This is a genomic window from Idiomarina sp. HB, from assembly GCF_048059115.1.
Taxonomy (GTDB): domain Bacteria; phylum Pseudomonadota; class Gammaproteobacteria; order Enterobacterales; family Alteromonadaceae; genus Idiomarina; species Idiomarina abyssalis.
Window position 1 is genome coordinate 331,736 of record NZ_JAYLVU010000003.1, and the last position, 24,149, is coordinate 355,884.

General features: G+C 48.5%; 20 protein-coding genes. 13 read left to right on the forward strand and 7 right to left on the reverse strand.

Features of this window, described 5'->3' with window-relative positions:
* The first annotated feature begins 1 nt into the window (after position 1).
* Both VBY75_RS10895 and VBY75_RS10900 read left to right on the forward strand, forming a co-directional pair.
* A complete protein-coding gene (locus tag VBY75_RS10895) occupies positions 2-820 on the forward strand; it encodes a symmetrical bis(5'-nucleosyl)-tetraphosphatase (protein WP_054489612.1) in 819 nt (272 codons plus the stop codon).
* A gap of 30 nt (positions 821-850) precedes the next feature.
* The gene (locus tag VBY75_RS10900; protein ID WP_054489614.1) at positions 851-2,851 is read left to right on the forward strand and encodes a methyl-accepting chemotaxis protein; all 2,001 of its coding nucleotides are present in this window, start codon (positions 851-853) and stop codon (positions 2,849-2,851) included.
* Positions 2,852-2,913: 62 nt separating this feature from the next.
* Here the strand turns inward: VBY75_RS10900 and tyrS are convergent, their stop codons facing one another.
* Entirely contained in the window at positions 2,914-4,119 is a 1,206-nt protein-coding gene (gene tyrS, locus VBY75_RS10905; protein ID WP_199494291.1) for a tyrosine--tRNA ligase, read from the reverse strand.
* A gap of 212 nt (positions 4,120-4,331) precedes the next feature.
* Here tyrS and VBY75_RS10910 point away from each other — a divergent pair, with 212 nt between their 5' ends.
* Positions 4,332-5,648 (forward strand): OapA family protein, encoded by a 1,317-nt coding sequence (locus VBY75_RS10910; protein WP_054489618.1) that lies wholly within the window; start codon positions 4,332-4,334, stop codon positions 5,646-5,648.
* Positions 5,648-6,757: an anhydro-N-acetylmuramic acid kinase gene (locus VBY75_RS10915; protein ID WP_416512481.1), complete on the forward strand. Its 1,110-nt coding sequence runs from the start codon at positions 5,648-5,650 to the stop codon at positions 6,755-6,757. The genes VBY75_RS10910 and VBY75_RS10915 overlap by 1 nt, the downstream gene beginning before the upstream one ends.
* A gap of 5 nt (positions 6,758-6,762) precedes the next feature.
* On the opposite strand, the gene pepQ is transcribed toward VBY75_RS10915, so the two are convergent.
* The 3 genes from pepQ to VBY75_RS10930 form a co-directional block, all read right to left on the reverse strand.
* The gene (gene pepQ / locus VBY75_RS10920; protein ID WP_416512483.1) at positions 6,763-8,079 is read right to left on the reverse strand and encodes a Xaa-Pro dipeptidase; all 1,317 of its coding nucleotides are present in this window, start codon (positions 8,077-8,079) and stop codon (positions 6,763-6,765) included.
* Positions 8,080-8,162: 83 nt separating this feature from the next.
* A complete protein-coding gene (erpA, locus tag VBY75_RS10925) occupies positions 8,163-8,513 on the reverse strand; it encodes an iron-sulfur cluster insertion protein ErpA (protein WP_054489624.1) in 351 nt (116 codons plus the stop codon).
* Between the two features lie 56 nt (positions 8,514-8,569).
* A complete protein-coding gene (locus VBY75_RS10930; protein ID WP_054489626.1) occupies positions 8,570-9,316 on the reverse strand; it encodes a DUF6776 family protein in 747 nt (248 codons plus the stop codon).
* Positions 9,317-9,412: 96 nt separating this feature from the next.
* Here VBY75_RS10930 and VBY75_RS10935 point away from each other — a divergent pair, with 96 nt between their 5' ends.
* From VBY75_RS10935 to hemL, 4 genes are all read left to right on the forward strand, one after another.
* On the forward strand, positions 9,413-11,107 hold the full coding sequence (locus VBY75_RS10935) for a chloride channel protein (protein WP_199494288.1): 1,695 nt from the start codon (positions 9,413-9,415) through the stop codon (positions 11,105-11,107).
* Positions 11,104-11,535, forward strand: coding sequence for a protoporphyrinogen oxidase HemJ (gene hemJ / locus VBY75_RS10940; protein WP_222235821.1), 432 nt, complete (start codon positions 11,104-11,106; stop codon positions 11,533-11,535). The genes VBY75_RS10935 and hemJ overlap by 4 nt, the downstream gene beginning before the upstream one ends.
* 70 nt (positions 11,536-11,605) lie before the next feature.
* Complete coding sequence (locus VBY75_RS10945; RefSeq protein WP_054489632.1) at positions 11,606-12,619, forward strand: aspartate carbamoyltransferase; 1,014 nt, start codon at positions 11,606-11,608, stop codon at positions 12,617-12,619.
* Between the two features lie 15 nt (positions 12,620-12,634).
* Positions 12,635-13,918 carry a glutamate-1-semialdehyde 2,1-aminomutase gene (gene hemL / locus VBY75_RS10950; protein WP_416512486.1) on the forward strand — a complete coding sequence of 428 codons (1,284 nt, stop codon included), beginning with the start codon at positions 12,635-12,637 and terminating at the stop codon, positions 13,916-13,918.
* A 10-nt stretch (positions 13,919-13,928) separates the two neighbouring features.
* Here the strand turns inward: hemL and mrcB are convergent, their stop codons facing one another.
* The 3 genes from mrcB to pepB are packed head-to-tail and all read right to left on the reverse strand — an operon-like array spanning position 13,929 to position 19,969.
* The gene (mrcB, locus tag VBY75_RS10955; protein WP_416512488.1) at positions 13,929-16,196 is read right to left on the reverse strand and encodes a penicillin-binding protein 1B; all 2,268 of its coding nucleotides are present in this window, start codon (positions 16,194-16,196) and stop codon (positions 13,929-13,931) included.
* Entirely contained in the window at positions 16,193-18,664 is a 2,472-nt protein-coding gene (hrpB, locus tag VBY75_RS10960) for an ATP-dependent helicase HrpB (protein WP_416512490.1), read from the reverse strand. Before hrpB ends, mrcB begins: the two co-directional genes overlap by 4 nt.
* Positions 18,665-18,670: 6 nt before the next feature.
* The gene (pepB, locus tag VBY75_RS10965; RefSeq protein ID WP_199494283.1) at positions 18,671-19,969 is read right to left on the reverse strand and encodes an aminopeptidase PepB; all 1,299 of its coding nucleotides are present in this window, start codon (positions 19,967-19,969) and stop codon (positions 18,671-18,673) included.
* Positions 19,970-20,027: 58 nt separating this feature from the next.
* Between pepB and sfsA the strand changes: the two genes are divergently transcribed.
* The 5 genes from sfsA to folK all read left to right on the forward strand — a co-directional run bounded on the left by sfsA (position 20,028) and on the right by folK (position 24,147).
* Positions 20,028-20,732, forward strand: coding sequence for a DNA/RNA nuclease SfsA (gene sfsA, locus VBY75_RS10970; RefSeq protein ID WP_199494282.1), 705 nt, complete (start codon positions 20,028-20,030; stop codon positions 20,730-20,732).
* A 142-nt stretch (positions 20,733-20,874) separates the two neighbouring features.
* On the forward strand, positions 20,875-21,327 hold the full coding sequence (dksA, locus tag VBY75_RS10975; protein WP_054489640.1) for an RNA polymerase-binding protein DksA: 453 nt from the start codon (positions 20,875-20,877) through the stop codon (positions 21,325-21,327).
* 6 nt (positions 21,328-21,333) lie between these two features.
* A complete protein-coding gene (gluQRS, locus tag VBY75_RS10980) occupies positions 21,334-22,185 on the forward strand; it encodes a tRNA glutamyl-Q(34) synthetase GluQRS (RefSeq protein WP_271331664.1) in 852 nt (283 codons plus the stop codon).
* 149 nt (positions 22,186-22,334) lie between these two features.
* Complete coding sequence (gene pcnB, locus VBY75_RS10985) at positions 22,335-23,654, forward strand: polynucleotide adenylyltransferase PcnB (protein ID WP_054489643.1); 1,320 nt, start codon at positions 22,335-22,337, stop codon at positions 23,652-23,654.
* Positions 23,641-24,147, forward strand: coding sequence for a 2-amino-4-hydroxy-6-hydroxymethyldihydropteridine diphosphokinase (folK, locus tag VBY75_RS10990; RefSeq protein ID WP_199494280.1), 507 nt, complete (start codon positions 23,641-23,643; stop codon positions 24,145-24,147). Before pcnB ends, folK begins: the two co-directional genes overlap by 14 nt.
* The last annotated feature ends 2 nt before the right edge of the window (positions 24,148-24,149 follow it).

Below are 24,149 nucleotides of genomic sequence, written 5' to 3' on the forward strand. Positions count from 1 at the left end.
TATGAGCCATTACATTGTTGGAGATATTCAAGGCTGCTTCCGCGAACTTGAAGCTCTGCTAACCAAAGTCAGTTTTAACCCAGAAAACGATACTCTATGGTGCGTTGGGGATATTGTTGCGCGCGGTCCGGACTCTCGTGATGCACTCAGGTTCTTCTATCAAAACAGCCGTTCAGTGCATACTGTATTGGGCAACCACGACTTAAACTTAATGGCCGTATTACTCGGCTACCGCAAGCCAAACCCGAAGGATAAACTCGACACCTTACTTGCTGATAGCGAACGTTTCCGTTGGCTAGACTGGCTGCGTCAGCAGCCCTTGCTGCAGCAGCTAAAAAGTCATGAAACGGTTATAGCCCATGCAGGAATTTACCCTTGGTGGAAGCTGGAAGAAGCAGCTCAATACGCTAACGAAGTCGAAAATGTTCTTGTCAGCACTCAATTTGAGAGCTTCATGCGCGAACTATTTGGCAACACTCCTGAAAAATGGGACTCAAGTCTGCAAGAATTCGACCGATACCGTTTTATAGTGAACGCATTTACCAGAATGCGTTACTGCAGCCCGGATGGTGAACTCGAATTTTCTAAAAAAGATAATCCGTATCAAAGTTCATCGCAGGATTCGTTTAAGCCGTGGTTTAACTTTTGGCCTGAATCCGATAATCGCGTAATATTTGGACACTGGGCTGCGTTAATGGGTGAGACCCGACGTCAAGATGTAATAGCGCTCGATACTGGCTGTGTCTGGGGTCAGCATATGACGTTATATAACGTTGAAAGTAAGACATTCTTTCATCAACCGGCTTTGTCCGGGAAGTGATAATAATCATGCAGTGCTGAGGAAAGTTTCATGAAAATTACTGTTGCCATGCGAGTCATTGGTGGTTTTGCCATCATTACATTGCTGTTACTCATCATTAGCTTAAGCTCGTTGTTTAATATCAACAGCATTGGCTCATCGGTTGATAATCTCAACGACCAGGCCGTGCCCGCGCTCAATGAAGTAGCTGCCGTCAAAGTGGATATTCTTGAATTGGGCAGCGTGCAATTAGAAACTTTCTATGATGAAAAAGTTGGCGAGGTCGATGCTCACAGAAAAGAATTTGAAGCATCCCGTAGTTCGCTTTTTTCTTCGTTAAACGAACTCAACCGATTAATTCAGGGCGCCGGTCAAGGCGACAGAATTGATGCTATTGAAAAGGACTCTCAGAAGTATGTCGACTTAATCGACCGCTTATTCAATCAGCAACGCGAATACCTGGAACTTCAAACCACAACAGCTTCTCAGTTGGATGAAATTGCATTCAATATCGATGACGCTGCTATAATGCTGCTAGACACCATGGATATGTCTAACAACGAAGTTATTTCACGCGAAGCCAGTAATGTTGAGTCCTCGCTGTCGAGCCTTATCACTTTGATGTACGACTTAAACAAAGCCAACAAACTAGACAGTGCCGAAGTTATTCGCAGTGAAATCGATATTAATATTGACAGTATCCGCCCCCGCTTAGAAGTTTTAGAGAACGAGGCAACCGGCAGAACTGAGACAATGGTTAGTGACGCTATCACGACCGTTCGTAATGCCATCGACAGTCTGCAGGGTAATGGTTCCTATCCCGCAAATGTCATTCGCCGTCAACAACTTCGCGTAGACGCGGAAAACTCACTGAATAGTTCACAAACCCAGTTGAACAAGTTAATGACAGAAACTGATGAGTTGCAGAATGCGGTTCGTGGCATTGCTGAAGACACACGAGTTTCTGTGACAGATTCAATTTCAACCAGCAGCTGGATAAACAGCATTATTACGGTTGTTTCAATTGCACTGGCCATTTTAATTTCCTGGTATACCGTACGCAGTATCAGTCAGCCATTGTCTCGTGTTAACCATATGCTGAATATTATGGCCGACGGTAACCTGACTGAGCGAGTCGACTACAACGCTCAGGATGAGTTTGGTGAACTGGCATCAAACACGAACAAGCTGACCGGCAATTTGCGTAAACTTATTGAAGGTATCGCTAACCGCGCGACTCAATTAGCGACAGCGGCGGAAGAGTCCTCTAATGTCTCTGACGAAACAACGAACGCGATTGATGAGCAGCGCCGTCAAATAGAGCAAGTGGCAACAGCCACCCAAGAAATGAATAATACAGCGAGTGAAATGGCTGATGGCGCTGATCAGGCTCTTCAGGAAATTCAGCACTCCGATGACGAAGCCAAGCGCGTACGGGAAATTTCAGATAAAAACCGTACCACTATCGAAGGCCTGGCTCGCGAAATTCAGAGTGCCTCCGAGGTTATCGATCAGTTATCAGAGAACAGCAAAAACATTGGCGGTATTTTAGATGTTATTCGCGGTATTGCGGATCAGACCAACTTGCTTGCCCTGAACGCTGCTATTGAGGCTGCTCGGGCTGGTGAACAAGGTCGTGGCTTCGCTGTTGTTGCCGATGAAGTTCGTACCCTGGCCAGCCGTACTCAGGAGTCGACCGAAGAAATTCAGGATATGATTGAAAGCTTGCAGAACGACTCTCAACGCGCTGTTAGTGTAATGAATAAGGGCCGCGAACAAGCCGAACTCAGTGTTCAACAGTCGGATGAAGCCGCTCAGGCACTGCAGTCAATCACTGAGTCAGTCCACCAGGCCTCGGACAGCAGTAACCATATTGCGAACGCTGCGAAAGAACAGAGCAGTACCGCACACGATATCAGCGAACGTCTTGAAGCTATTGTTTCTATTGCAGAACAAACCGCTTCTGGTTCGAAACAAACCGCTCAGGCGTCTAACGAAGTAGCGAAACTGGCCGATGAGCTGCAGGACTCAATCAAGAGCTTTAGAGTCTAAAAGCACGGAAACAAAAAAAGGTGCCAACTGGCACCTTTTTTATTGTCTGAAACCTTGAACGGTTAAGCCGTTAAGTTAAGTTTTGCGAAGCGGCGCTTGCCTACCTGATAGACCCCTGAGTCCTTCTCAGTGCACACATAACGCGCATCACTGAACTTTTCACCATCTACTTTAACGGCATTTTGCTTTATCATCCGCAACGCTTCAGAGGTTGACTGAACTAAACCGGCTTCCTTTAGCACATTACCTATCGCCATTCCCTCGGTTCCAACTTGCACCGTCTTTTCCGGAATATCATCCGGTAATGCATTCTTTTGGAAGCGCTGAATAAAATCCTGTTCCGCTTTCTCTGCGTCTTCTTCAGAATGGAAGCGTGCAATAATTTCTTTTGCTAACAGTACTTTGACATCGCGTGGGTTTTTACCGTCGGCTACCGCTGCCTTCAATTCATCAATTTCCGTTATGGAGCGGAAGCTGAGCAGCTGGAAGTAACGCCACATAAGCTCATCAGATACCGACATAATTTTACCAAACATGTCATTAGCGGATTCGGTAATGCCAATATAGTTGTTTAATGACTTCGACATTTTCTGAACGCCATCGAGGCCTTCCAGTAACGGCGTCATAATGACAGTTTGTGGACGCTGCCCTTCTTCTTTTTGCAGCTCGCGCCCCATTAGCAGGTTAAAACGCTGATCGGTACCGCCAAGCTCAACATCCGCCTTTAGCTCAACAGAGTCCCAACCTTGTACTAACGGGTACAGAAACTCATGAATCGCAATAGACTGATTGTTCTGGTAACGCTTTTTAAAGTCATCACGTTCTAACATACGCGCGACCGTCTGACGGGCAGCTAGCTTAATCATATCGGCAGCCCCCATTTTCGACATCCACTCAGAGTTGAAGCGAATTTCCGTTTTAGCGGGGTCCAGAATCTTAAAAACCTGTTCTTTATAAGTTTCAGCGTTTGCAATAACCTGTTCAGTGGTCAGCGGCTTTCGGGTGACATTTTTGCCTGTGGGATCGCCTATCATGCCGGTAAAGTCCCCTATCAGGAACACAACTTTGTGACCAAAGTCCTGAAACACTCTCAATTTGTTAATTAAGACCGTGTGGCCTAAGTGCAGATCCGGGGCAGTTGGATCAAAGCCAGCTTTCACTATTAGTGGCTTACCACTCGCTAATTTCTCAGCCAGTTCCTGCTCGAGTAAAACTTCTTCGGCACCGCGAGTAATCTCGGCAATAGCTTCCGCCACTTCGGTTTTCATCCTCATCTCCAACTGTAAAAACTGATAAACCAGCCATTTTACGCGATTATTAACACTGTTTTAAGCTTAATAATCTGGTATTCTTCTTTTTTTCGTATTATCCTCGAAACCATAAGGTTATTCCGTGGTCGTAAACAGGTGCGGTAAACCCCGTGTTTGCTGACAAATGTTTACTGGATAATCACAATAAAGAAAGTGAAGTGCGCTAAAATATGACATTGAAATCTGTCACCCAAATTCAGCGGATGTTCCTGCAACTTCCGCATTCTCATAAAATTCTGATCAGTGCGATCAGCGTTGCTCTCCTGCTATTACTGATCATTCCGTCAGAACCGGCAACTGCTTCTAAGAACAGTACGCCAGCGGAACAGTTAATGCCAGGCAAACGCTACCAATTGGAGCTGGCGTTTGAGCAATCAAACTCGAATGAAAATTCTGAGAGCTCCGAGCTTACCTGGCAAACTTATCAAGTTAAGTCCGGCGACAGCCTGGCCAAAATATTCAGTAAAGTGGGCTTTAGCGCTCAACAGCTGTATCGCGTTACCGAGTCGGGTGACGAAGCTAAGTACTTGCGTAAAGTTCACCCGGGCGACTTATTGCGCTTCGCAACTGACGGTGAAGGCGAGCTGGTTCAGCTGGCACATCAAATCAATGATACCGAGACTCTCATCATTACTCGTCAAAGCGACAACTTTGTAGCAGAGGTAGAAACCAAAGAAGTCGAGATTCGTACCGAGTTTACTCACGCCGTTATTGATTCAAGCTTCTGGAACGCAGGCATAGATTCAGGACTGACTGACAATCAAATTATGCGCATTGCTAATATCTTTGGTTGGGATATCGACTTTGCTTTAGATTTACGCAAGAACGATGAGTTTAGCGTGCTTTACGAAACTCACTATGTCGACGGCGAATTTGTCGGTTACGGCAAAATTTTAGCCGCAGAATTTGTTAACCGGGATGAAAACTTCCAGGCGATTTTGCACGACAACGGTCAATATTACACACCGAATGGACGTGCCATGCGCAAAACTTTCTTGCGCTCGCCGGTAAACTTCACCTATATCAGCTCGAGCTTTAACCCTCGACGCTTACACCCGGTTACCGGTAGAGTACGACCGCATAATGGCATTGATTACGCAGCTTCGACAGGAACACCGGTGATGTCTTCCGGCGATGGAAAAGTTGTAGCTGCAGGTTATACCTCGTTAAACGGGAATTATATTTTTGTTCAACACGGTGAGCGCTACGTTACCAAATACCTGCACCTTAGTCGCAAACACGTAAGAAATGGCGACAGAGTTAAGCAGGGTCAGGTCATTGGACGTGTCGGAGCAACAGGTCGAGTTACCGGCGCTCATTTACACTATGAATTTCTTGTCGACGGCGTGCACCGTAATCCGCGTACCGTTGAGCTGCCCAAAGCCAAGTCATTGGCTGAGTCAGAACTTCCGTCTTTCCGCCAGCATGCGGATCAGGTGATGGCAATACTCAACGACAACAAGCGCGTTTATTTGGCGATGCGATAATGCCTCAGCGTTTTATCGGACTCATGTCGGGCACCAGTATGGATGCTGTTGACGCGGCATTAGTCCAGATAAACGCTCAAGGTCAGGTTAAACTGGAAGCCTGCTACTCTCTGGCAATACCCCAAAACCTCCGCTCTCGTTTACTTAAAATAAGTCATACCGACAATTGGATAGCCGATGAGCTGGCAGCTCTGGACGTCGCGTTTTCTGAACACTGCACTCAAGCCGTTAAAGCGCTTTTAGTGAAGGCACGGCTTACACCCGAAAGCATCACCGCAATTGCCAGTCACGGTCAAACGGTACGCCATAAACCCAACTTTAAAATCCCTTATACCTGCCAGATTGGCGACCCGGCCCGCTTGGCAGTTAGCACAGGTATCGATGTCATTTATGATTTCCGGCGCAAAGACATCGCCGCCGGTGGTCAGGGAGCTCCACTGGTTCCGGCTTTTCACAAGCAAGTATTTGCGCATCAGAAGCAAAGTATTGCTGTCATTAATTTAGGCGGTATAGCCAATGTCACCTGGTTAGGTCCAGAAGGCCAGGTGCTCGGCTTTGATACAGGCCCTGCCAATACCTTGCTGGACCAATGGGTTCAGCAGCATTACCCGAATGAAAGTTTCGACAAAGACGCACAGTTTGCTCGCGCAGGTGAGGTTCAGACTCCACTGTTAGAACAGTTACTTCAGCACCCCTTCTTTTCAAAACCTGCCCCAAAAAGCACGGGTCGGGAAGAGTTCAACTTAGACTGGCTTAAGCCCCTATTAGAGAAAAAGCAGCTTTCTTTTCAAAATGTTCAGCGCACCTTAGTTGAACTTACGGCTATAACGGTCAAAGATGCTCTGAAAACACTACCACAACAACCCGACGCGGTTTATTTTTGCGGCGGCGGCACGAACAACCCGTTACTCATGGAGCGCTTTGCAGAGCTACTGACGCCGGCTAAATGCAATACCACGGAGAACCTGGGAGTGGATCCGCAATGGGTTGAAGCCATGGCCTTTGCCTGGCTAGGCTGGTGCTATGAGCATAAAAAACCGGGTAACCAACCTGAAGTTACAGGAGCCAGCCACCCGGTTGTTTTAGGTTCTAAAGTTCTACATCAATAGACGTATTATTCAGCGCCCAATTCTTTAAACGCATCGCGGGTCAGATTCTCATTACTATCGGCTCCAACCACGATACTGTCTTCAATACGCACACCGCCGTATGGACGCAATTCATCCACCTTATCCCAGTTGATATCAGCACTGTCTTTGTGCTCTTCCAGCAACTGATCGACCACGTATAAGCCCGGCTCAATAGTAAAGACCTGACCCACTTCAATGTCGCGCAGTAAACGCAAGAATGGATGACGTTCGCTACGCTCGTAGCTGTCACCTTTATCGTCTTTCAGGAAGCCACCAACATCGTGCACCTGTAAACCAATAAAGTGGCCCAGTCCGTGCGGCATAAAGGCGCTGGTGTAACCTTTGTCGTAAATGCTTTGTGCATCACCTTTAATAAACTCAAAGTCACTTAAAATTTGCGCAACTTTCAAATGCATTGACACATGCAGGTCGTAATAATTCACGCCTGGCTTAATTTCGCTTAATAGCTCCTGCTGAGCCTTATCCATGGCTTCAACTAAGTCTGCGTAGAAACCTTCTTCATAAGCGTAAGAACGGGTTATATCAGAGCAATAACCGCGATATCGTGCGCCAGCATCAATCAAGAACGAGCGAATTTGCTTAGGCGGGACCGTGTCGTAAACATCATAGTGCAAAATTGCTGAGTGGCTGTTCAGAGCAACAATGCTGTTATACGGCACTTGTGACTCGCGAAAGTCGATAGCCCCCAAGTAGGCATGGTGTATTTCCAGCTCACTTTTACCCGCAAAAAATGCTTCTTTGGCTGCAACATGAGCTTTTGCTGCTAAACGGTTGGCTTCGCGCAGATTTTCCACTTCCCACTCGGTTTTTATCGAGCGGTGGAAATGCAGGTGATCAATCAGTGCCTGTGGGTTACGAGCTTTTACTTTCCAGTCACTGACTGGTTGAGCAAAGTCTTCTCCAATAAAGGCTGCCTGTTCCAGGTCACTGCCTAAATCTTCGGTCAGCATGCTTAAGTCGTCGATAATTTTTAAATCGACATACTGCTGCCACTCTTCTTCCGGAACGTTAACCGGAGCGTGCCAGAAGTCACGTGCCTGAAATAAGTACACAGTAGGACGCTGACTGCCTTTGCGATAAAAGATCGCACTTTTAGGGCTTTCTGTAACCGGTACCCAATACTTGAATAAAGGGTTTACCCGATAAGGCGGCGCATTATCATCAAGAAAATCAACCCGGGGTTGCCCCGAGTAAACCAATACGGATTCAAATTGATTGTCCTCTAACGCTTTATCAAAGCGGCTACAAACTGTCTTGATGTGTTCTGCGTACGCGCCCATAAAAAAACCTCACAAAAAATTGTGAGGTTATTCTAGCGGAAAAAGCGCAAACTTTCAGCCGCTCAAGTCTATTGGGGCAGGCGTTAAATCGAAAAGCTGGACCCACAACCGCAGGTCGTGGTTGCATTGGGGTTGTCAACGAAAAAGCGAGAGCCCTGCAGCCCTTCTTCGTAACTGACCACACCGCCCATCAGATATTGTAAACTCATAGGGTCAACCAATAGCGTAACGCCATTTTTCTCTATTTCCATGTCACCCGGGTTTTTCTTTTCATCAAAGGTAAAACCGTACTGGAAGCCAGAGCATCCGCCTCCGGTTACGTAAACACGCAACTTCAAATTTGGGTTTTCTTCTTCAGCAATCAGCTTACCCACTTTGCTTGCCGCTTGCTCAGTAAACTCAATCGGCATCGCCTGTTCTGCTGCACTGCTCATGATTTCTCTACCTTCGTTGAACTCTACGGCTATTTTCTCTTACCTGAGTATTTTGGTCAAGTATCGCCATCGCTCCGCACACCAGGGGTTGTTTCATTACGGCTAATTTCTTTCCAGAAAAAAGCTCTGTCCAGGGTTCCTTTGCCACCTTTGGTTAACCGAACCCTAACTTCAACCCGCTCAGGGGCCAGGCCCTCCGGCATAAAAAAGTCTCCCTCATACAGCGAAAAGTAGCGCATTGAAAAGCTGCGGTCGTCGTCGCCAATGTTCGCCAGATCTAATAAGTCGTAACGCTTTTTTTCTCCGTCGATGCGACCTATAAGCTCGACTGTCACATTACCCTGAACGAAATTACGGCGTTGTTCTATCTGCAATAACGCGAGAGAGAAGTGAAAGTGATTCTCAGAACGGTTCGCGGTGACAGTCAGCGAGTCAATAGTAACCCCGCTTTCCTGCAACTCCGGCGCCATAATTTTCTGATAGAAAGCTAAGTCGCGTCGCAGCCCATAATTATCGTTTTGCAGTGCGGACAGCTCGTCCTGCAGGCTTTGGTTCGCTGAACGTTCAATGTCCAATTCAACCTGCAGCACATGTCTCTGATATTCCATTTGCTCTAGTCGTTGATACAGCTGATCTAACTGCTCTTCCTGTTCTGCAACTTCTTCCTTTAACGCCTGTGCGTGCCATACACCAGCCAAATACGCCAGGTAGACGACCAGAACGGCAGCCAGGATCATTACTAAAAATACCGGGAAGGCTCCCCAGCGCTGTTGCCAGTATTTCAGGTTAAAATAGGGCTTCATAACTTCCAGCTCATTTCCATCAAGCGTTTATGCTGATATGTTATTGATAAATATGCAAGCGTCATCCCACGGTTTAAGGTAAGGATCGTATTTCAAATGGCCACTAGCTCCGTACTCCGGCAACAACTGCGAAAACAACTGGCGACGCCCTCTACGACTATCGCAATTTGTTTAATGGGCCTGGCCGGCGGTATTCTGGCAGCACTCATGATTGCCGGTTTTCGGTTCGCTATAGAGCAAGGCGCCTATCTTGTCGGTAATGACAGTTATTGGCAACAGCCTTTACCAACTACTTACCGCTTTTTACTCCCGGTTGTTGCGGCTGTCATGATTTATATTCTGTTCAGGCTTTCAGGGTCAAAGCATGTTCGAATGGGCATACCTTACGTTATTCACCGCATGAAGCAGCATTACGGTATGCTGCCCTGGCGCAGCACGGTGAATCAGTTCTTCGGCGGTATTATTGCACTGGTTGCGGGATTTAGTGTTGGCCGAGAAGGTCCCGCCGTTCATTTAGGCGCTGCGGCTGCAACCTGGCTGGGCTTTCATTTTGATGCACCAAAAAATGCCGTTCGCACCCTGGCGGCCTGTGGTATTGCAGCTGCAATAGCTGCATCCTTCAATACCCCTTTGGCCGCTATGATTCTGGTTATGGAAGTGGTTCTGCGGGAATATAAGGTTCATGTTTTCATCCCGGTTATGCTCTCGGCGGTTGCCGGCTCGCTGATAACTGAAGAGATTTTTGGTGTTGCCTCCGAATTAGCCGTTTTGTCTGCACAGGATATTCCGACCACGCAACTGCCCTGGGTCGTATTGCTTGGTGTCGTTCTTGGATTAGTCGGCGTAATGTTTAAAAAACTGATGCTGGATGTCATGGAAACGGTCAAGGACATGTCGTTGTTTACCCGTTTATTATTTGCCGGGCTTATCACCGCCATGCTTGCTGTCATTATACCCACCAGTTTAGGCCCGGGGCTTACCGCCATTGAGCAGGTGCTGAATCATCAAGGTCAAATGTCATTACTGGTCACCTTACTGATTGCCAAACTCTTTGCTTCTGCGATTGCATTAGGTATGGGCATACCTGGTGGGTTAATCGGTGCTGTATTTGGAATAGGCGCTATTATTGCGGCAGTATTCGTAGGGGCTGTCAATGGTCTCGGTATTCAGCAGGATCTCTCTTTTGACAGCTTCATCTTGTTGGGTATGGCAGGCATTTTGGCAGCCTGTATTCATGCCCCCATGGCTGCTCTTCTGGCTATCGTTGAATTGTCCCGTAGCGTTGAGATTATTATTCCGGCTATGCTGGTTATTGTGCCCGCTTACCTGATATCCAGCCAGTTACTCAAATCCAAGTCGATTTTTATTGCCCAACTTGACCTTCAGAACTTGCCCTATCAACTTGCGCCAGTGCATGTTGCTCTGCAAAAAACGGGGGTTGAAAATGTTATGGAAACCGACTTTAAACTCCTGCTTGAACCGACTCAAAATGAACTGGTTGACGCATTAGAATCAGCACAGGCAAAAACCGTTATCGTAATGTCGGTCGATGAAGAGAACCAGGCCCTTTACCGACTCGTATCCTATGATATCAATGCCGGTGACAGCCCAAGCCTGAGCTATACCCCAATTAAAGGAATTCGGGTAACCTCTACTTTGGCTGAAGTTTATGATGAAATAGGCCAGCAAAGACGAGGCGCCGTATTTGTTTATGAAACAGATGACGGACAACCTTGTGGAATTGTCACCTGGGAAATAGTCCGTAAAGCCTTACAGAGAGAGCTCTCATGACGTGGATACTATGGGTTAAAGCCCTGCACATTGCCTTTATGGTTGCCTGGTTCGCTGGCATTTTTTATTTGCCACGCTTGTTTGTTTATCACGCAATGAATGCAAAACCAGCTGTCGACGAGCAGCTCTGCGTCATGGAAAGGCGACTGCTGTATTTTGTCACGCCTTTCGCTATTCTTACCCTCATTTTCGGCGTTGTGCTGATTTTTGCTTATGGTTCGGCCTGGTTTGCCGCCAGTGGCTGGATGCACACTAAGCTGGTGTTGGTACTGTTGCTTTATATCTATCACGGCTACTGCTTTAAGCTGCTTAAAGACTTTAAAACCGGTAATAACCGCCGTAGCCATCGATTTTATCGTGTTTTTAACGAGCTCCCGGTACTGGCGCTGTTCGCGATCATAATTTTGGCCGTGGTTAAGCCTTATTAGATTCTCTTGTGCCACATGATTTGCTATAGTGTGCGCCCAGTGACATTCTGCGGCAGAGGCGCACCTAAAGATGAATTTCACCGGCTCCAATATTCTTTCTGTAAACCAGTTCGATCGCGACAGTATTGATTATATTTTCTCCGTTGCTGACAAGATGCAACCTTATGCAAGGCGCAAAACACGCACCCGCGTTCTCGACGGCGCTATTCTCGGCAACCTGTTCTTTGAACCATCTACCCGTACCCGGGTCAGTTTTGGTACTGCGTTCAACCTGCTAGGGGGCGAAGTACGCGAAACCACCGGAATGGAAAGTTCTGCCATAGCCAAAGGTGAGTCGCTTTACGACACCGCCCGTGTGCTAAGCAGTTACAGTGACGTTATTGCTATGCGCCACCCAAAGTCTGGCTCAGTGAGAGAGTTTGCCGAAGGCAGCCGGGTGCCTGTCATTAACGGCGGTGACGGAGCAAACGAGCACCCCACGCAGGCACTACTGGATCTTTACACCATTCAAAAAGAGCTGGCATATCATCAACAAAGCATTGATAACATGCACATTTGCATGATTGGCGATTTAAAATACGGACGTACAGTTCACTCGCTGTCGACGCTGCTATCCATGTACAAAAATATTAAGTTCACTTTAATTTCTCCACGTGAACTTTCTATGCCGGGCTCCGTATTAGATACGCTGGAAAACGCAGGTCACCGTGTCACTGTCACAGAAAAGGTCGACGGTATTGTCGACGCTGATATTGTCTATCAGACTCGCATTCAGCAAGAGCGTTTTGCCAGCCCGGAAGACGCTGATCAGTATCGCGGTAAGTTTCGTTTAAACCAGGATATATATACTAAGCACTACAAACCCAACACCGTCATCATGCACCCTCTGCCGCGAGATTCCCGCGCCGAGGCAAATGAACTGGATAATGACTTAAACCAAAACCCCAACCTGGCTATTTTCCGCCAGGCAGACAACGGCGTATTAATTCGTATGGCTCTGTTTGCATTAACACTTGGGGTCGTTGATCAAGTTGATAAACACCAATGTGAGGTCAACTGGTACAGCGAGAAAAGCCAACAGTAAAGAGGTAGTTACGACATGAGTCGCTCAGAAGAATTATACACTCAAGCACAAATCAGTATTCCTGGCGGCGTTAACTCGCCGGTTCGGGCTTTTAATGGCGTTGGTGGTACACCCATCTTCTTTGAGCGCGCTGAAGGCGCTTATATGTTCGATGCTGACGGCAAACGTTACATAGACTACGTTGGCTCCTGGGGACCTATGATTCTGGGCCACAACCATCCGGCAGTTTTAGAGGCGACTCTGCAAGCGGCCAAGCGAGGCTTAAGCTTCGGAACGCCGACAGAAGTTGAAATCACTATGGCGGAAACTATCCGCAAAATTGTGCCTTCAATTGAAAAAGTGCGTATGGTGAATTCTGGTACAGAAGCAACCATGACCGCTATTCGCCTGGCCCGAGGCTATACCGGCCGGGATAAAATTCTGAAGTTTGAAGGTAACTACCATGGTCACGCTGATTCATTGCTGGTTAAAGCCGGTTCAGGTGCTTTGACTCTGGGTGTACCTAATTCGCCCGGCATCCCGGAAGACCTTGCCAAACACACCCTAACTGTGAATTACAACGATATTGAATCAGTGAAAAAAGTTTTTGCTGAAATGGGTGACGAAATTGCCTGTATTATTGTTGAACCTGTCGCCGGAAACATGAACTGCATTCCTCCGGTTGAAGGCTTTCTGGAAGGTTTACGCAGCATTTGCGACGATCACGGTTCGGTATTAATTTTTGACGAAGTTATGACCGGTTTCCGTGTAGCACCTGGCGGGGCCCAGGAGCGTTACAACATAAAGCCTGACCTGACTACTTTGGGTAAAGTTATTGGCGGCGGTATGCCGGTTGGTGCCTTTGGCGGCAAAAAGGAAGTGATGGACTACATTGCCCCGGTCGGCCCTGTTTATCAGGCCGGTACGTTATCGGGTAACCCTGTTGCTATGGCTGCAGGCTTAGCGGCTTTACAACAATTATCAACACCAGGGTTATACGACCAGCTTTATCAGCGAGTTGACACTTTACTCAACGGACTACAGGAACGTGCTGACCGTGCCGGAGTTCCAATGACCACCAGCCGTGCCGGCTCCATGTTTGGTTTCTTCTTTACCGAAGAACCTGAAGTCACAACCTTTGCTCAGGCTACCCAGTGCAACATGGAACACTTCAAAACTTTCTATCACGCCATGTTAGAGCAAGGAGTGTATTTGGCACCGTCAGCCTTCGAAGGCGGCTTTATGTCTGCGGCACACAGTGAAGAAGATATTCAGCAGACCCTGGATGCCGCTGAAAAAGCTTTCGCTAAATTGCTTTAGTATCAGCTGATTAGCCACCGAACAAACGTTCCCACCAGTTTTTCTCGCGGATATTACCGTCACAGGTAATATCCTCGGGGAGTCTGACTTCCTCTGCCGGTAATTTACGACCATTATTACAATCCTCCGGAATTCTCTGTCCCGTAGTTGGGTGAAAATTCTGCATAAGCAAAGGTTCGGGTACGTCCAGCGCCATGCTCAACGGAGGCAGATACCCATAGAAGTCGGCGGCAACTTTCAGTGCTCCGCTGCTTCCCGTTAAACCAACGGGTTGGTTATCGTCCCGCCCTAACCAGACAGTCACAACTTGCTCTCCATCAACAGCCACAAACCAACTGTCACGGTAGTCATTCGTGGTGCCTGTTTTGCCACCAACAATCTGTCCGGCCAGTGCACTTTGAAGCCGGCTGGCGGTGCCTTCAGCGACCACGCCGTGCAAGCCATAACGCGTCAAATAGGAAACGCTTTGGTCAAATACCTTCTTCTGTTCAGGTGTCTGACGACGGTATAAGACCTCTCCCTGATGAGTGGTAATTGAGGAGACCGCTGTTAAAGGCTGGTAATGGCCATCGTTCATTAACGCGCTGTATATTCGCGCGACCGCCATGGGAGATAGCGAAGCAGAGCCCAGCGTCAATGATGGGTAGGCCTGTAACGGTGTTGTCACGCCTAACTCACGTAAGTACCGCACTAACTGGTCTATACCCACTTCCATACCAACCCTGACCGCGGGCAAGTTCCGCGACTGAACAAGCGCATCATAAAGCAGTAAGCTGCCACTAAATTCTTCATCATAATTTAGCGGCTGCCATTCTTTGCCGTTCTTATCGGACAGGGTAACAGGCTCGTCAGCCACCGGCGTATTTAAACCTATGTTGGAGTCCTGCATAGCTGCAGCATAAATAACTGGTTTCATTAAGGAGCCAATGGGCCTTAAGGCTAACAACGCGCGGTTATAACCTATTGCCTGACTCAAACGTCCCCCGGCCAGCGCAGTAACCGTCCCACGACGATAGTCAGCTACCACCATAGCGCCTTCTAATTTCTCATCCTCGCCATCTGCCATCAGCTTTTTTGCCAAGGAACGTTGCACTGCGTTTTGGGTGTCTACCTGAAGGTGAGTAAAGATCTTTAATCCGGTGTCCTGCCAGTCTTCCGGTAAAACAATGCGTTTCATTTCACGCCGCACCAGATCCATATAATGTGGGTATGGGTGCTCGACCAAACGTCGACTCTCTTTAACATCGAGCTTTTGTTCAACAGCAGCAACAAAGTTGTCTTTACCGACTAAGTCATTCTCAAACATGACCTTAAGCACCGTGTCACGGCGCTCGCGAGCGCGCTCAGGGAAGCGCCTGGGGTCGTAATAGGAAGGTCCCTTTATCATCCCCACCATTAACGCAATCTCGCTCGGACTAAGCTCCTGAACCTGTTTACCAAAATAAAATTGACTGGCAAGTCCAATGCCATGAATGGCGTTGCTGCCATCCTGACCAAAATAAACCTCGTTCAGATAGGTCTCTAAAATTGTGTTTTTATCAAAGCGGTAATCAATCACCAGCGACATCATGGCTTCATGAAACTTACGCCACAGTGTTTGTTCTCTGGTCAGATAGATATTCTTAACCAGTTGCTGAGTAAGCGTTGAGCCGCCCTGTACCGTTCTGCCTGCTTTAAGGTTAGCAACCAGTGCCCGCAGAATAGACCAGGGGGACACTCCCTGGTGATGATAAAACTCCTGGTCTTCAACTTTCAGCAAAGTTTCAATGAGTAAGTTAGGAACCACCTCCAGACCAACTAACAAACGGTCTTCTTTACTCAACGTGCTAATACGCCCTATCAACTCAGGTTCCAGTCGTAAGCTTTCTAACTCCCGACCACTAGGCCAGCTTTTCAACGACTCAATGCGCTCGCCCCGGAAGTTTACCTGCACTCGTTGAGCCATTTGCGGCCCGTCAGAAAAATCAAAAGGCCGACGGTGCACCATGACATTGCTTTCGCCGACCGAATAATACCCCGATTGTTCAGTGTTGCTGTTACGCTGGTAACCCACCCGCTCCAGAATATCGACTAACCTTTGTAACCGCATAGGGTGATTTTTTTCTAGTGTCACCTCACCAGCATAAACCAATGCCGGTGCCTGATAGCGCTCATTACTAAAATGACGGGATAAGCTGGCATCGAGGTAAATCGCATAAAGACCAATTACAGCGATAAGTACCAGCCCTATCTTAAAACTTGTCCATAACAGGTATTGAAACCACCGACTTTTAATCACTGCTGCTGCCTTTTGGTTTTAAACGTTGCGGTTGCATTCAATGGGTCTTCAGGCCATGGGTGCTTAGGGTAACGCCCACGCATTTCTTTACGCACATCGGCGTAAGCGTTCTGCCAAAAGCTGGAAAGGTCATTGGTGCGCTGCAACAACCGGCCAGCCGGCGAAAGAAGATCAACGGTTACAACTTGTCGATTATCGATAATTTTGGGTGACTCAGAAACACCAAACATTTCCTGCAATTTGACCTCAACCCGGGGGGTGTCGTCCAGATAATTTATAAACACTTTACGTTCTGTCGGAGTGTGCCACCATTCAGGACAAGCCGAATTCAGACGTTGCAGTTCTGAGTAGTCGAGAAAATAGCATAAAGCCTCATAAGGGTCCCACTGTTGCAGCTGTTTCAAAGACCGAACGCTCGTCCAGTAAGGTACAGCCCATTGCTCCAGGGTGCTCAGTAAGCCCTCTGTCGTCATGTCATAAGAGAGCAGTTCTCCACCAACTTGTTGTAGCCAGTGTATTCGTCGCTGTAGCTGCTGTGACCGCCTGCTCCAGTTCAGCCTGTCCAGGCCATTCTCTCGCAGCCACAAACAGAAAGCTTGAGCCCTTTGCTCGTCATTTACAGGGGCATTACTGACTTTCTCGCTCAGCACTATAGCGCCTAACTTTTCACGAGTTATCTGCCGCAGCTGTTGCTTTTCACCGAACCACTCGCTTGTCTGGCTAACTTGCGGTGCAATCCCTGCCTTTTTTAAAAGTGGCATGATGTCATCAACCGGTAACAGGCAGCGACTGCGCCCCAAGTTACTTTGCTCATTGAAGGTCACGTCAAAAATAACGGCCCAGGACGGTTGTTTAAGGCGGCTACTGTCGCCAGTGACCCGTCCGCCACAGGCTAGTTGAAAGTCACCTCGGGTGGCATCAAACTTTGCCAACCGATCGGGATAACCCTGCAGTAATGCTTCGCTAAGCCCGTCATCACCAATCTTGTCATGACTCCCGGACCAATCCGTTATCCCAAAGTAATTAAGCCAATAGCGCCAGCGCTGCTGCCACAAAGCAAACTGATTACGCTGCTGGAAATGCGCCCGGGTTCGCTCCGCCAAATCAACCGATTTAATACTGCTTTGAGGCTCTTCAATGGTTGCCAGAATGCAGGCCATAGCCGCCTGCTGTTTTTCAGACAACTGTTTCGCGGCACTAGCCACAAGTAAGACTCTGGGATCTGAGCCACCGAGTTCCAGTTGCCGGGCTTTGCTCGTTAACTGCCCATGCTCCAATAGGCCAGTACTGGTTAAAAAGTCGATAGCTGCAGCGCAATGTCCCGGTTCAGGCTGAGAAAACCAGGCCAGCTGCTTCACCTGAGAGCCCCAGCGCAGAACGTCCAGCATTAAGGCCGATAAATCCTGTGTCGCGACATCCGGCGGGGCGTACTCTGCAAAACCATGCTCATCGGAGCGCGACCACAAACGAAAACATTGCCCTGCCTGCTGACGCCCCGCACGGCCAGCACGTTGTGTCGCCGATGCTTTGGCAATACGTTGAGTCACCAACTGACTTAAACCGTACTGAGGCAGATATTGAGCCCGACGCTCGCGGCCACTGTCAACAACCACATCAATACCATCCAGCGTTAAGCTGGTTTCAGCAATATTGGTTGCCAGAATAATGCGCTTCTCGTCCGTCGCCTTTAATACCTGCCGCTGTTGCTGCAGCGGGATACGGCCATGCAGGGGTAAAATGAGTGTTGCCGGCCGGAGTCGTTGGCTTAGTTCGCCTGCCACTTTTTGTATTTCATAGACACCGGGCAAGAACACCAAAACGCCTTTTTCAGCGACAGCAAAGGCCTCAACAACCACTTTGGGCAATTCAGTCAGCCACTGGGTGACATGAGACGGAGGACGGTAATGGTATTCAACCGGATAACTGCGGCCTTCGCTGCGCAGAACCTGAACTTTATCGCAGTAGTTTTCTAACCAGACCTTAAGACTTTCTGCCGGTAAGGTGGCTGACATAATCAGCAGGTTTAAGTCCGGACGCAGTGGCAGGGCATCAATAACCAGCGCCAGGCTCAAGTCACTGTGCAAATTGCGTTCGTGAAATTCATCGAAAATCAGAGTGCCAATGCCGCTAAGTTCAGGGTCATCCTGTAACCACCGCACCAACACGCCTTCGGTAATAATAAGTAACTGAGTTGCCTTACTGCGCTTGCTGTCGCCGCGCACCGTATAACCGACCTGCTCCCCCACCGACTCGCCCAACTGCTTAGCCAAATAATGAGCAATATTCAGCGCAGCAACACGCCGGGGCTGCAGCATGACAATAAGACCGTCATCGGCAACACCCTGCTGCAACAGAAATAGCGGAAGTTGTGTGGATTTACCGGCACCGGGCGGTGCCTCAATAACGACACGTGCTGCCGGAAAGGCTTTTGCCAGCTCCGGCAGTACGCTTTCAATTGGCAAGGTCATGCCAAATTAATCACCTTGTACGGTTGCTGCTATGGTACGCACACCGGCAGCGGTTGCACCTGTCGCCCACATAGAGGTCGCCGATTTTTGGTAAGCACCCGCTAAGTCAAAGTGCAGCCAACCCTTGCCTTTGTTCGGGGCAAAACGCAGTAAAAAGCCTGCAGCGTTACTTGCACCACCGGCACCACCACCTTTTTGTGGACGGCTGTTTGCCGTATCAGCAAAAGGCGACGGGCAGTTTTCACTGTGCCACGGAGCCAGAGGCAAACGCCACAACAGCTCGTTTTCTTTATCGGCGTTGGCCAGAGCTTTAGTGGCAGCAGGCTCATCTACACTAAATAACGCATTGTACTCATTACCGACCGCCATTTGCGCAGCGCCGGTCAGAGTTGCTGCATCAATGATCTGCTTCGCACCAAACTCCCCTGCTGCTTGTAAGCCATCGGCCAGCACCAGTCGACCTTCTGCATCGGTATTCACAACTTCAACGGTCAGGCCGTTTTTATAGCGAATAATGTCGCCCAACTTGTAAGCACGGCCATCAATCATGTTTTCAGCGCAGCAGAGCAGCAGCTTCACGCGCTTATTCAGGCCGCGACGTATTGCCAGTGACAATGCGCCGGATACTGTGGCGGCGCCACCCATGTCGCACTTCATAGACAACATGCCTTCGCTGGGCTTAATGCTGTAACCACCACTGTCGTAGGTAATACCTTTACCAATAAGAGCTGTTTCAACCGGCGCGTTGTCATCACCGGTTGGGTTGTAATCCAACACCAGTAACCCCGGTGCGTGCTGACTGGCACGACCTACCGTGTAAATTCCCATCCAGCCGGCATCTTTCAGTGCTTCACCTTTTATAAATTCCGCACTGACTGCATCCGGTGCCAAGGCTTTAAAGTGATCGGTTACCCGCTTCGCTAAGCTTTCAGGGTAAATTTCTTCGGCTGACAAATTGGTCAGTTCGCGACTGAAGCGAGTCGCTTCACGCATGGCATTAAGCTCTTTTGCAGCGGGCTCATCGGTTTTATTCCAGATAACCTGATTGGTTGACAAAGTTGAGGTGAAACCTTGTGACAACGCCCACTGACGCTCCAGGTTCCAGTCACCGCCGGCAGCTTCAATGGTAACGGCTCCGGTATTGTCCAGAGTCCGGCCTGCTTTCTGGATACGTCGCAAGTTTTCAGCTTCATCATCAACTAAGACGATTTGTGCTTTGTTTTCACCAAACACTAAATTCGATTTTGGGTTCCAATAACTTGCGGGGGCTTCCTGAGTTAAATAGATTGCGAGTGCGCTGGACATTCTGTACCTCTCCCGATAATTTGCTGTCTGTTTATACTTTAGAGTTATGAGGCCTCTGATGCAATTTAACAAGCCCCTGCGCCAGGGAGTTTTGCAAAAAAGGTACAAGCGCTTTCTGGCTGACATCGATTTTGGTCAGGGTGATATCATCACAGCGCATTGTCCTAACACTGGTGCTATGACGGGTTGTGCCCAGCCAGGCTTTAAAGCCTGGTGTAGTGTTTCCGAAAACCCTAAACGTAAATACTCACTCACCTGGGAACTGGCTCAAAACAGCAAAGCCGAGATGATTGTGGTCAATACGCAACACGCCAATCGTATGGCCGGCGAATTATTGCAGGCGAACCTTGTGCCTGAACTTAGTCAGTGGCAGGAGCTGAAGCCCGAACTGCGCTATGGCAGGGAAAAAAGTCGTATCGACTGGTGGGGAATAGATGCAAACCGCCAGGAATGTTTTATTGAAGTGAAAAGCGTCACCTTAGCCGATGATAAGTGCGGTTACTTCCCGGACGCCGTTAGCCAAAGGGCTCACAAACACCTCAATGAACTCATGCAAATGACCAGAGACGGTCATCGCGCCATACAACTTTATATGGTGATGCACCAGGGAATCGAATCGGTTACACCAGCAAAACATATTGATCCTAAGTACGCTGAACTCTGTAAACAAGCAGAGTCTGAAGGCGTCGAGTTCTACGCCGTGAAATGTGTTATCACGCCACAGGAAATTAAACTGGAGAGACCAGTTCCCGTAACCCTTTGAAACTCAGCACAGTGGGGATTTTAAGCAATAAAATTGATGCTAATAACGTTGCCAATACCAATCCTTTCTGGTATACGTAGCGTCCTTTTTTTAAACGCACGCTTTTAAAGCACTCTTTAATAGAGAATGTAGGAGATCCATGATGCCTCAAGGCAAGGATAAGAAAACCCATGGCATCCTGGCGATGGCCGGCTTAGAGCCGTATCAGGAGAAACAGGGCGAAGAATACATGAACGATGCGCAGCGCTCGCATTTTCGTCGTATTCTGGAAGAATGGCGTCGTCAATTACGTCAGGAAGTTGATCGCACCGTGCATCACATGAAAGATGAAGCGGCGAACTTTCCTGATCCGGTAGACCGTGCTGCTCAGGAAGAAGAATTCAGTATCGAGTTACGTACTCGTGACCGCGAACGTAAATTGATCAAGAAGATTGAAAAAACGTTACAGAAAATTGAAGAAGACGACTTTGGCTTTTGCGACTCTTGCGGCATTGAAATTGGTATTCGCCGTTTAGAAGCTCGCCCTACAGCTGACCAATGTGTTGACTGTAAGACGCTGGCTGAAATCAAAGAGAAACAAATGACCGGAGCCTAACGGCTCATGTATCGTGGCCGTTTTGCGCCGACACCTTCAGGGCCTTTGCATCTGGGTTCATTAGTTGCTGCCGTTGGTAGTTACTTAGATGCCAAAGCCCACCAGGGAGAATGGTTGGTTCGTATCGAAGATGTCGATAAACCAAGAGCGATTCCCGGAGCGGCCGATACCATTTTAACGCAGCTGGAGTCCCATGGTTTAGAATGGGACGGCTCCGTTTTGTACCAAAGCCAGCGTGACTCAACTTATCAATCTCAGTTAGATCAGTTACAAAAAGCTGAACTTCTCTACCAGTGTGACTGCAGTCGCCAGGCTATTCGGGCTCGTAATGACCATTACGACGGATACTGCCGAAACCGTCAACCACGTACACCGCCTTATGCTCTGCGCTTTGTAAATAACGCCCCCATAACTGAGTTTAATGACCGAGCCCAAGGCTTACTTTCTGACCACTCGCCTTCTGTTAGCGAAGATTTCGTGTTGAAACGTCGGGACGGTTTGTATGCTTACCAGCTGGCCGTTGTGGTTGATGATATTGAGCAAGGGGTTACCGACATTGTCAGGGGGAGTGACTTAATCACACCCAGCTATTGGCAGCTCACTTTATGGCAGTACTTTACCGGTAAGCAACCCAGAATGATGCATTTGCCTCTGGTAACTAATGACAAGGGTCTGAAGCTGAGTAAGCAAAATCATGCGCCCTCAATCGATTCACGCTATGCCAGCAATAACCTGCTGACGGCGCTCGACTATTTGGGGATTCAGCTTGAGCCAGAGTTGCATACAGGCTCAGTGAACGACATTTTGCAGGAGGCGCTGCAAAGTTGGCGCAAAAAGTGGCATATCCTGGGTTGTTAACGGTACAATATCCAAACAGCTACTAACTCTGAATAAAAAAATGGTAAGGGAGAACCACCATTATTAAGCGAATTAAAGCACTGGCAAAGCGCGCCTTTTCCAGTAAAGCGGCGGAGCAGGACTCCAGCCGTTTACCCAAATTACAAGTTATCTCCAGGGATAAACACCCCGTATCTCGTAACGATATCAGTAAGAACGCCATAAAGGTTCTTTACCGCCTGCACAACAGCGGTTTTGAAGCCTATCTTGTTGGCGGCTGTATCCGCGACATTCTGCTCGGCCTGGAGCCAAAAGATTTTGACGTTACCACTAATGCCACACCTGAGCAGATAAAGTCTTTGTTTCGCAACTGTCGCTTAATTGGGCGTCGGTTTCGTCTGGCTCATGTGGTGTTCGGGCGTGAGGTCATAGAAGTTGCAACTTTTCGCGGCCATCATGGCGACAGCCCCCAGGAAGAAAATAAAAAGAACCGGACAGCAGATCAAGATGAGCACGGTCAGTTGGTGCGCGACAACGTTTACGGCACTATAGAAGAAGACGCGGAACGTCGTGATTTTACTGCCAACGCGCTCTATTACAATATTGCCGATTTCGCAATTTACGATTTTGCTAACGGCGTTAGTGACATTAATGCCGGTATATTACGCATGATTGGCGACCCGGAAGTACGTTACCGGGAAGACCCGGTACGAATGCTTCGTGCGGTGCGCTTTGCCACCAAGCTCAATATGCAGATGGATAACTCGGTCAGCGGTCCGCTAAAAGAGCTTGCCCCCTTGTTGATTAACATTCCTCCGGCTCGTTTATTTGACGAATTTCTGAAGATGTTCATGTCGGGTAAGGCGGAAGCAAACTTTCTTATGATGGTAGAGTTTGGCCTGTTCCAACAGCTCTTCCCAATGCTGAAAGATTATTTAGCCGATGAGCAGGCCGCACCTTACCAAATGATGCTGAAAGCCTTTAGAGACACCGACAAGCGTATTGCCGAAGAGCAGCGCGTAACGCCCGCATATTTAATTGCGGTGCTCTTATGGTGGCCGCTGCAGGCTCGTCGTGAACAACTTGAAAACGAAGGCGGTCTGCCGCCAATGGATGCCCTCAATGTTGCAGCGGCTGACGTTATTCACAGACAGTCACAGCGCGTATCACTGCCTAAGCGTTTTAGCCTGCCAGCGCGAGATATCTGGCAGTTACAGCGCCGGCTGAATGTAACTAAAGGCGTTCGTGCCATGAAGGTGCTGGAGCACAAGCGCTTCCGTGCTGCTTACGACTTTCTTTTACTGCGTTCATTTGCCGAAAGCGGTGACAAAAAACTGTCTGAACTTGCGGCCCACTGGAGCAAAGCACAGGACAACCCGGCTCAACTAAAAGCTTCAAAGCCAGGTCCCGGAAGCGGCCGCCGCAAACCACGCAGACGCCGTGGACCGCGCCGTAAACCTCAGGAAAATAAAGGCAATGACGCCACATAAGGCCTTTATTGCACTAGGGAGTAATCTGGGCCAGCCGACAGACAACCTTCTGTCGGCATTACAGGCTCTGAACGAGGACTCGCGCTGGCAGTTATTAGCTTACTCGTCTCTTTACGGTAGCAAGCCAATGGGCCCTCAGGATCAGCCAGACTACGTTAATGCCGTTTGCTCGGTGGCGACAGAATTAACAGCAGCCGAACTTCTTCAGGCCTTACACGATATTGAAGATGCATTTGGTCGCAAACGAGTGAGACATTGGGGAGAACGCACGCTGGATCTTGATTTGCTTCTGTTTGGTGAGCAACAGCATCATTCCGAGCAATTGAAAGTGCCCCACCCAGGCTTATACGAACGTAACTTTGTTCTTTTCCCTTTAGCCGAAATAGCGCCGGACAGGATTCTTCCGAACGGAAATACCGTTAAGCAACAGGCAGAGGCACTTACCGAAGACGGCTTAGACGTGATAATCTGTTCGTCTGACATAATAATCTAATA

What these genes read in the sequence shown, in the direction of transcription:
- VBY75_RS10895 (WP_054489612.1), top strand. Translation starts at nt 2, where the DNA reads ATGAGCCATTACATTGTTGGAGATATTCAAGGCTGCTTCCGCGAACTT.
- VBY75_RS10900 (WP_054489614.1), top strand. Translation starts at nt 851, where the DNA reads ATGAAAATTACTGTTGCCATGCGAGTCATTGGTGGTTTTGCCATCATT.
- tyrS (WP_199494291.1), bottom strand. Translation starts at nt 4,119, where the DNA reads ATGAAAACCGAAGTGGCGGAAGCTATTGCCGAGATTACTCGCGGTGCC.
- VBY75_RS10910 (WP_054489618.1), top strand. Translation starts at nt 4,332, where the DNA reads ATGACATTGAAATCTGTCACCCAAATTCAGCGGATGTTCCTGCAACTT.
- VBY75_RS10915 (WP_416512481.1), top strand. Translation starts at nt 5,648, where the DNA reads ATGCCTCAGCGTTTTATCGGACTCATGTCGGGCACCAGTATGGATGCT.
- pepQ (WP_416512483.1), bottom strand. Translation starts at nt 8,079, where the DNA reads ATGGGCGCGTACGCAGAACACATCAAGACAGTTTGTAGCCGCTTTGAT.
- erpA (WP_054489624.1), bottom strand. Translation starts at nt 8,513, where the DNA reads ATGAGCAGTGCAGCAGAACAGGCGATGCCGATTGAGTTTACTGAGCAA.
- VBY75_RS10930 (WP_054489626.1), bottom strand. Translation starts at nt 9,316, where the DNA reads ATGAAGCCCTATTTTAACCTGAAATACTGGCAACAGCGCTGGGGAGCC.
- VBY75_RS10935 (WP_199494288.1), top strand. Translation starts at nt 9,413, where the DNA reads ATGGCCACTAGCTCCGTACTCCGGCAACAACTGCGAAAACAACTGGCG.
- hemJ (WP_222235821.1), top strand. Translation starts at nt 11,104, where the DNA reads ATGACGTGGATACTATGGGTTAAAGCCCTGCACATTGCCTTTATGGTT.
- VBY75_RS10945 (WP_054489632.1), top strand. Translation starts at nt 11,606, where the DNA reads ATGAATTTCACCGGCTCCAATATTCTTTCTGTAAACCAGTTCGATCGC.
- hemL (WP_416512486.1), top strand. Translation starts at nt 12,635, where the DNA reads ATGAGTCGCTCAGAAGAATTATACACTCAAGCACAAATCAGTATTCCT.
- hrpB (WP_416512490.1), bottom strand. Translation starts at nt 18,664, where the DNA reads ATGACCTTGCCAATTGAAAGCGTACTGCCGGAGCTGGCAAAAGCCTTT.
- pepB (WP_199494283.1), bottom strand. Translation starts at nt 19,969, where the DNA reads ATGTCCAGCGCACTCGCAATCTATTTAACTCAGGAAGCCCCCGCAAGT.
- sfsA (WP_199494282.1), top strand. Translation starts at nt 20,028, where the DNA reads ATGCAATTTAACAAGCCCCTGCGCCAGGGAGTTTTGCAAAAAAGGTAC.
- dksA (WP_054489640.1), top strand. Translation starts at nt 20,875, where the DNA reads ATGCCTCAAGGCAAGGATAAGAAAACCCATGGCATCCTGGCGATGGCC.
- gluQRS (WP_271331664.1), top strand. Translation starts at nt 21,334, where the DNA reads ATGTATCGTGGCCGTTTTGCGCCGACACCTTCAGGGCCTTTGCATCTG.
- folK (WP_199494280.1), top strand. Translation starts at nt 23,641, where the DNA reads ATGACGCCACATAAGGCCTTTATTGCACTAGGGAGTAATCTGGGCCAG.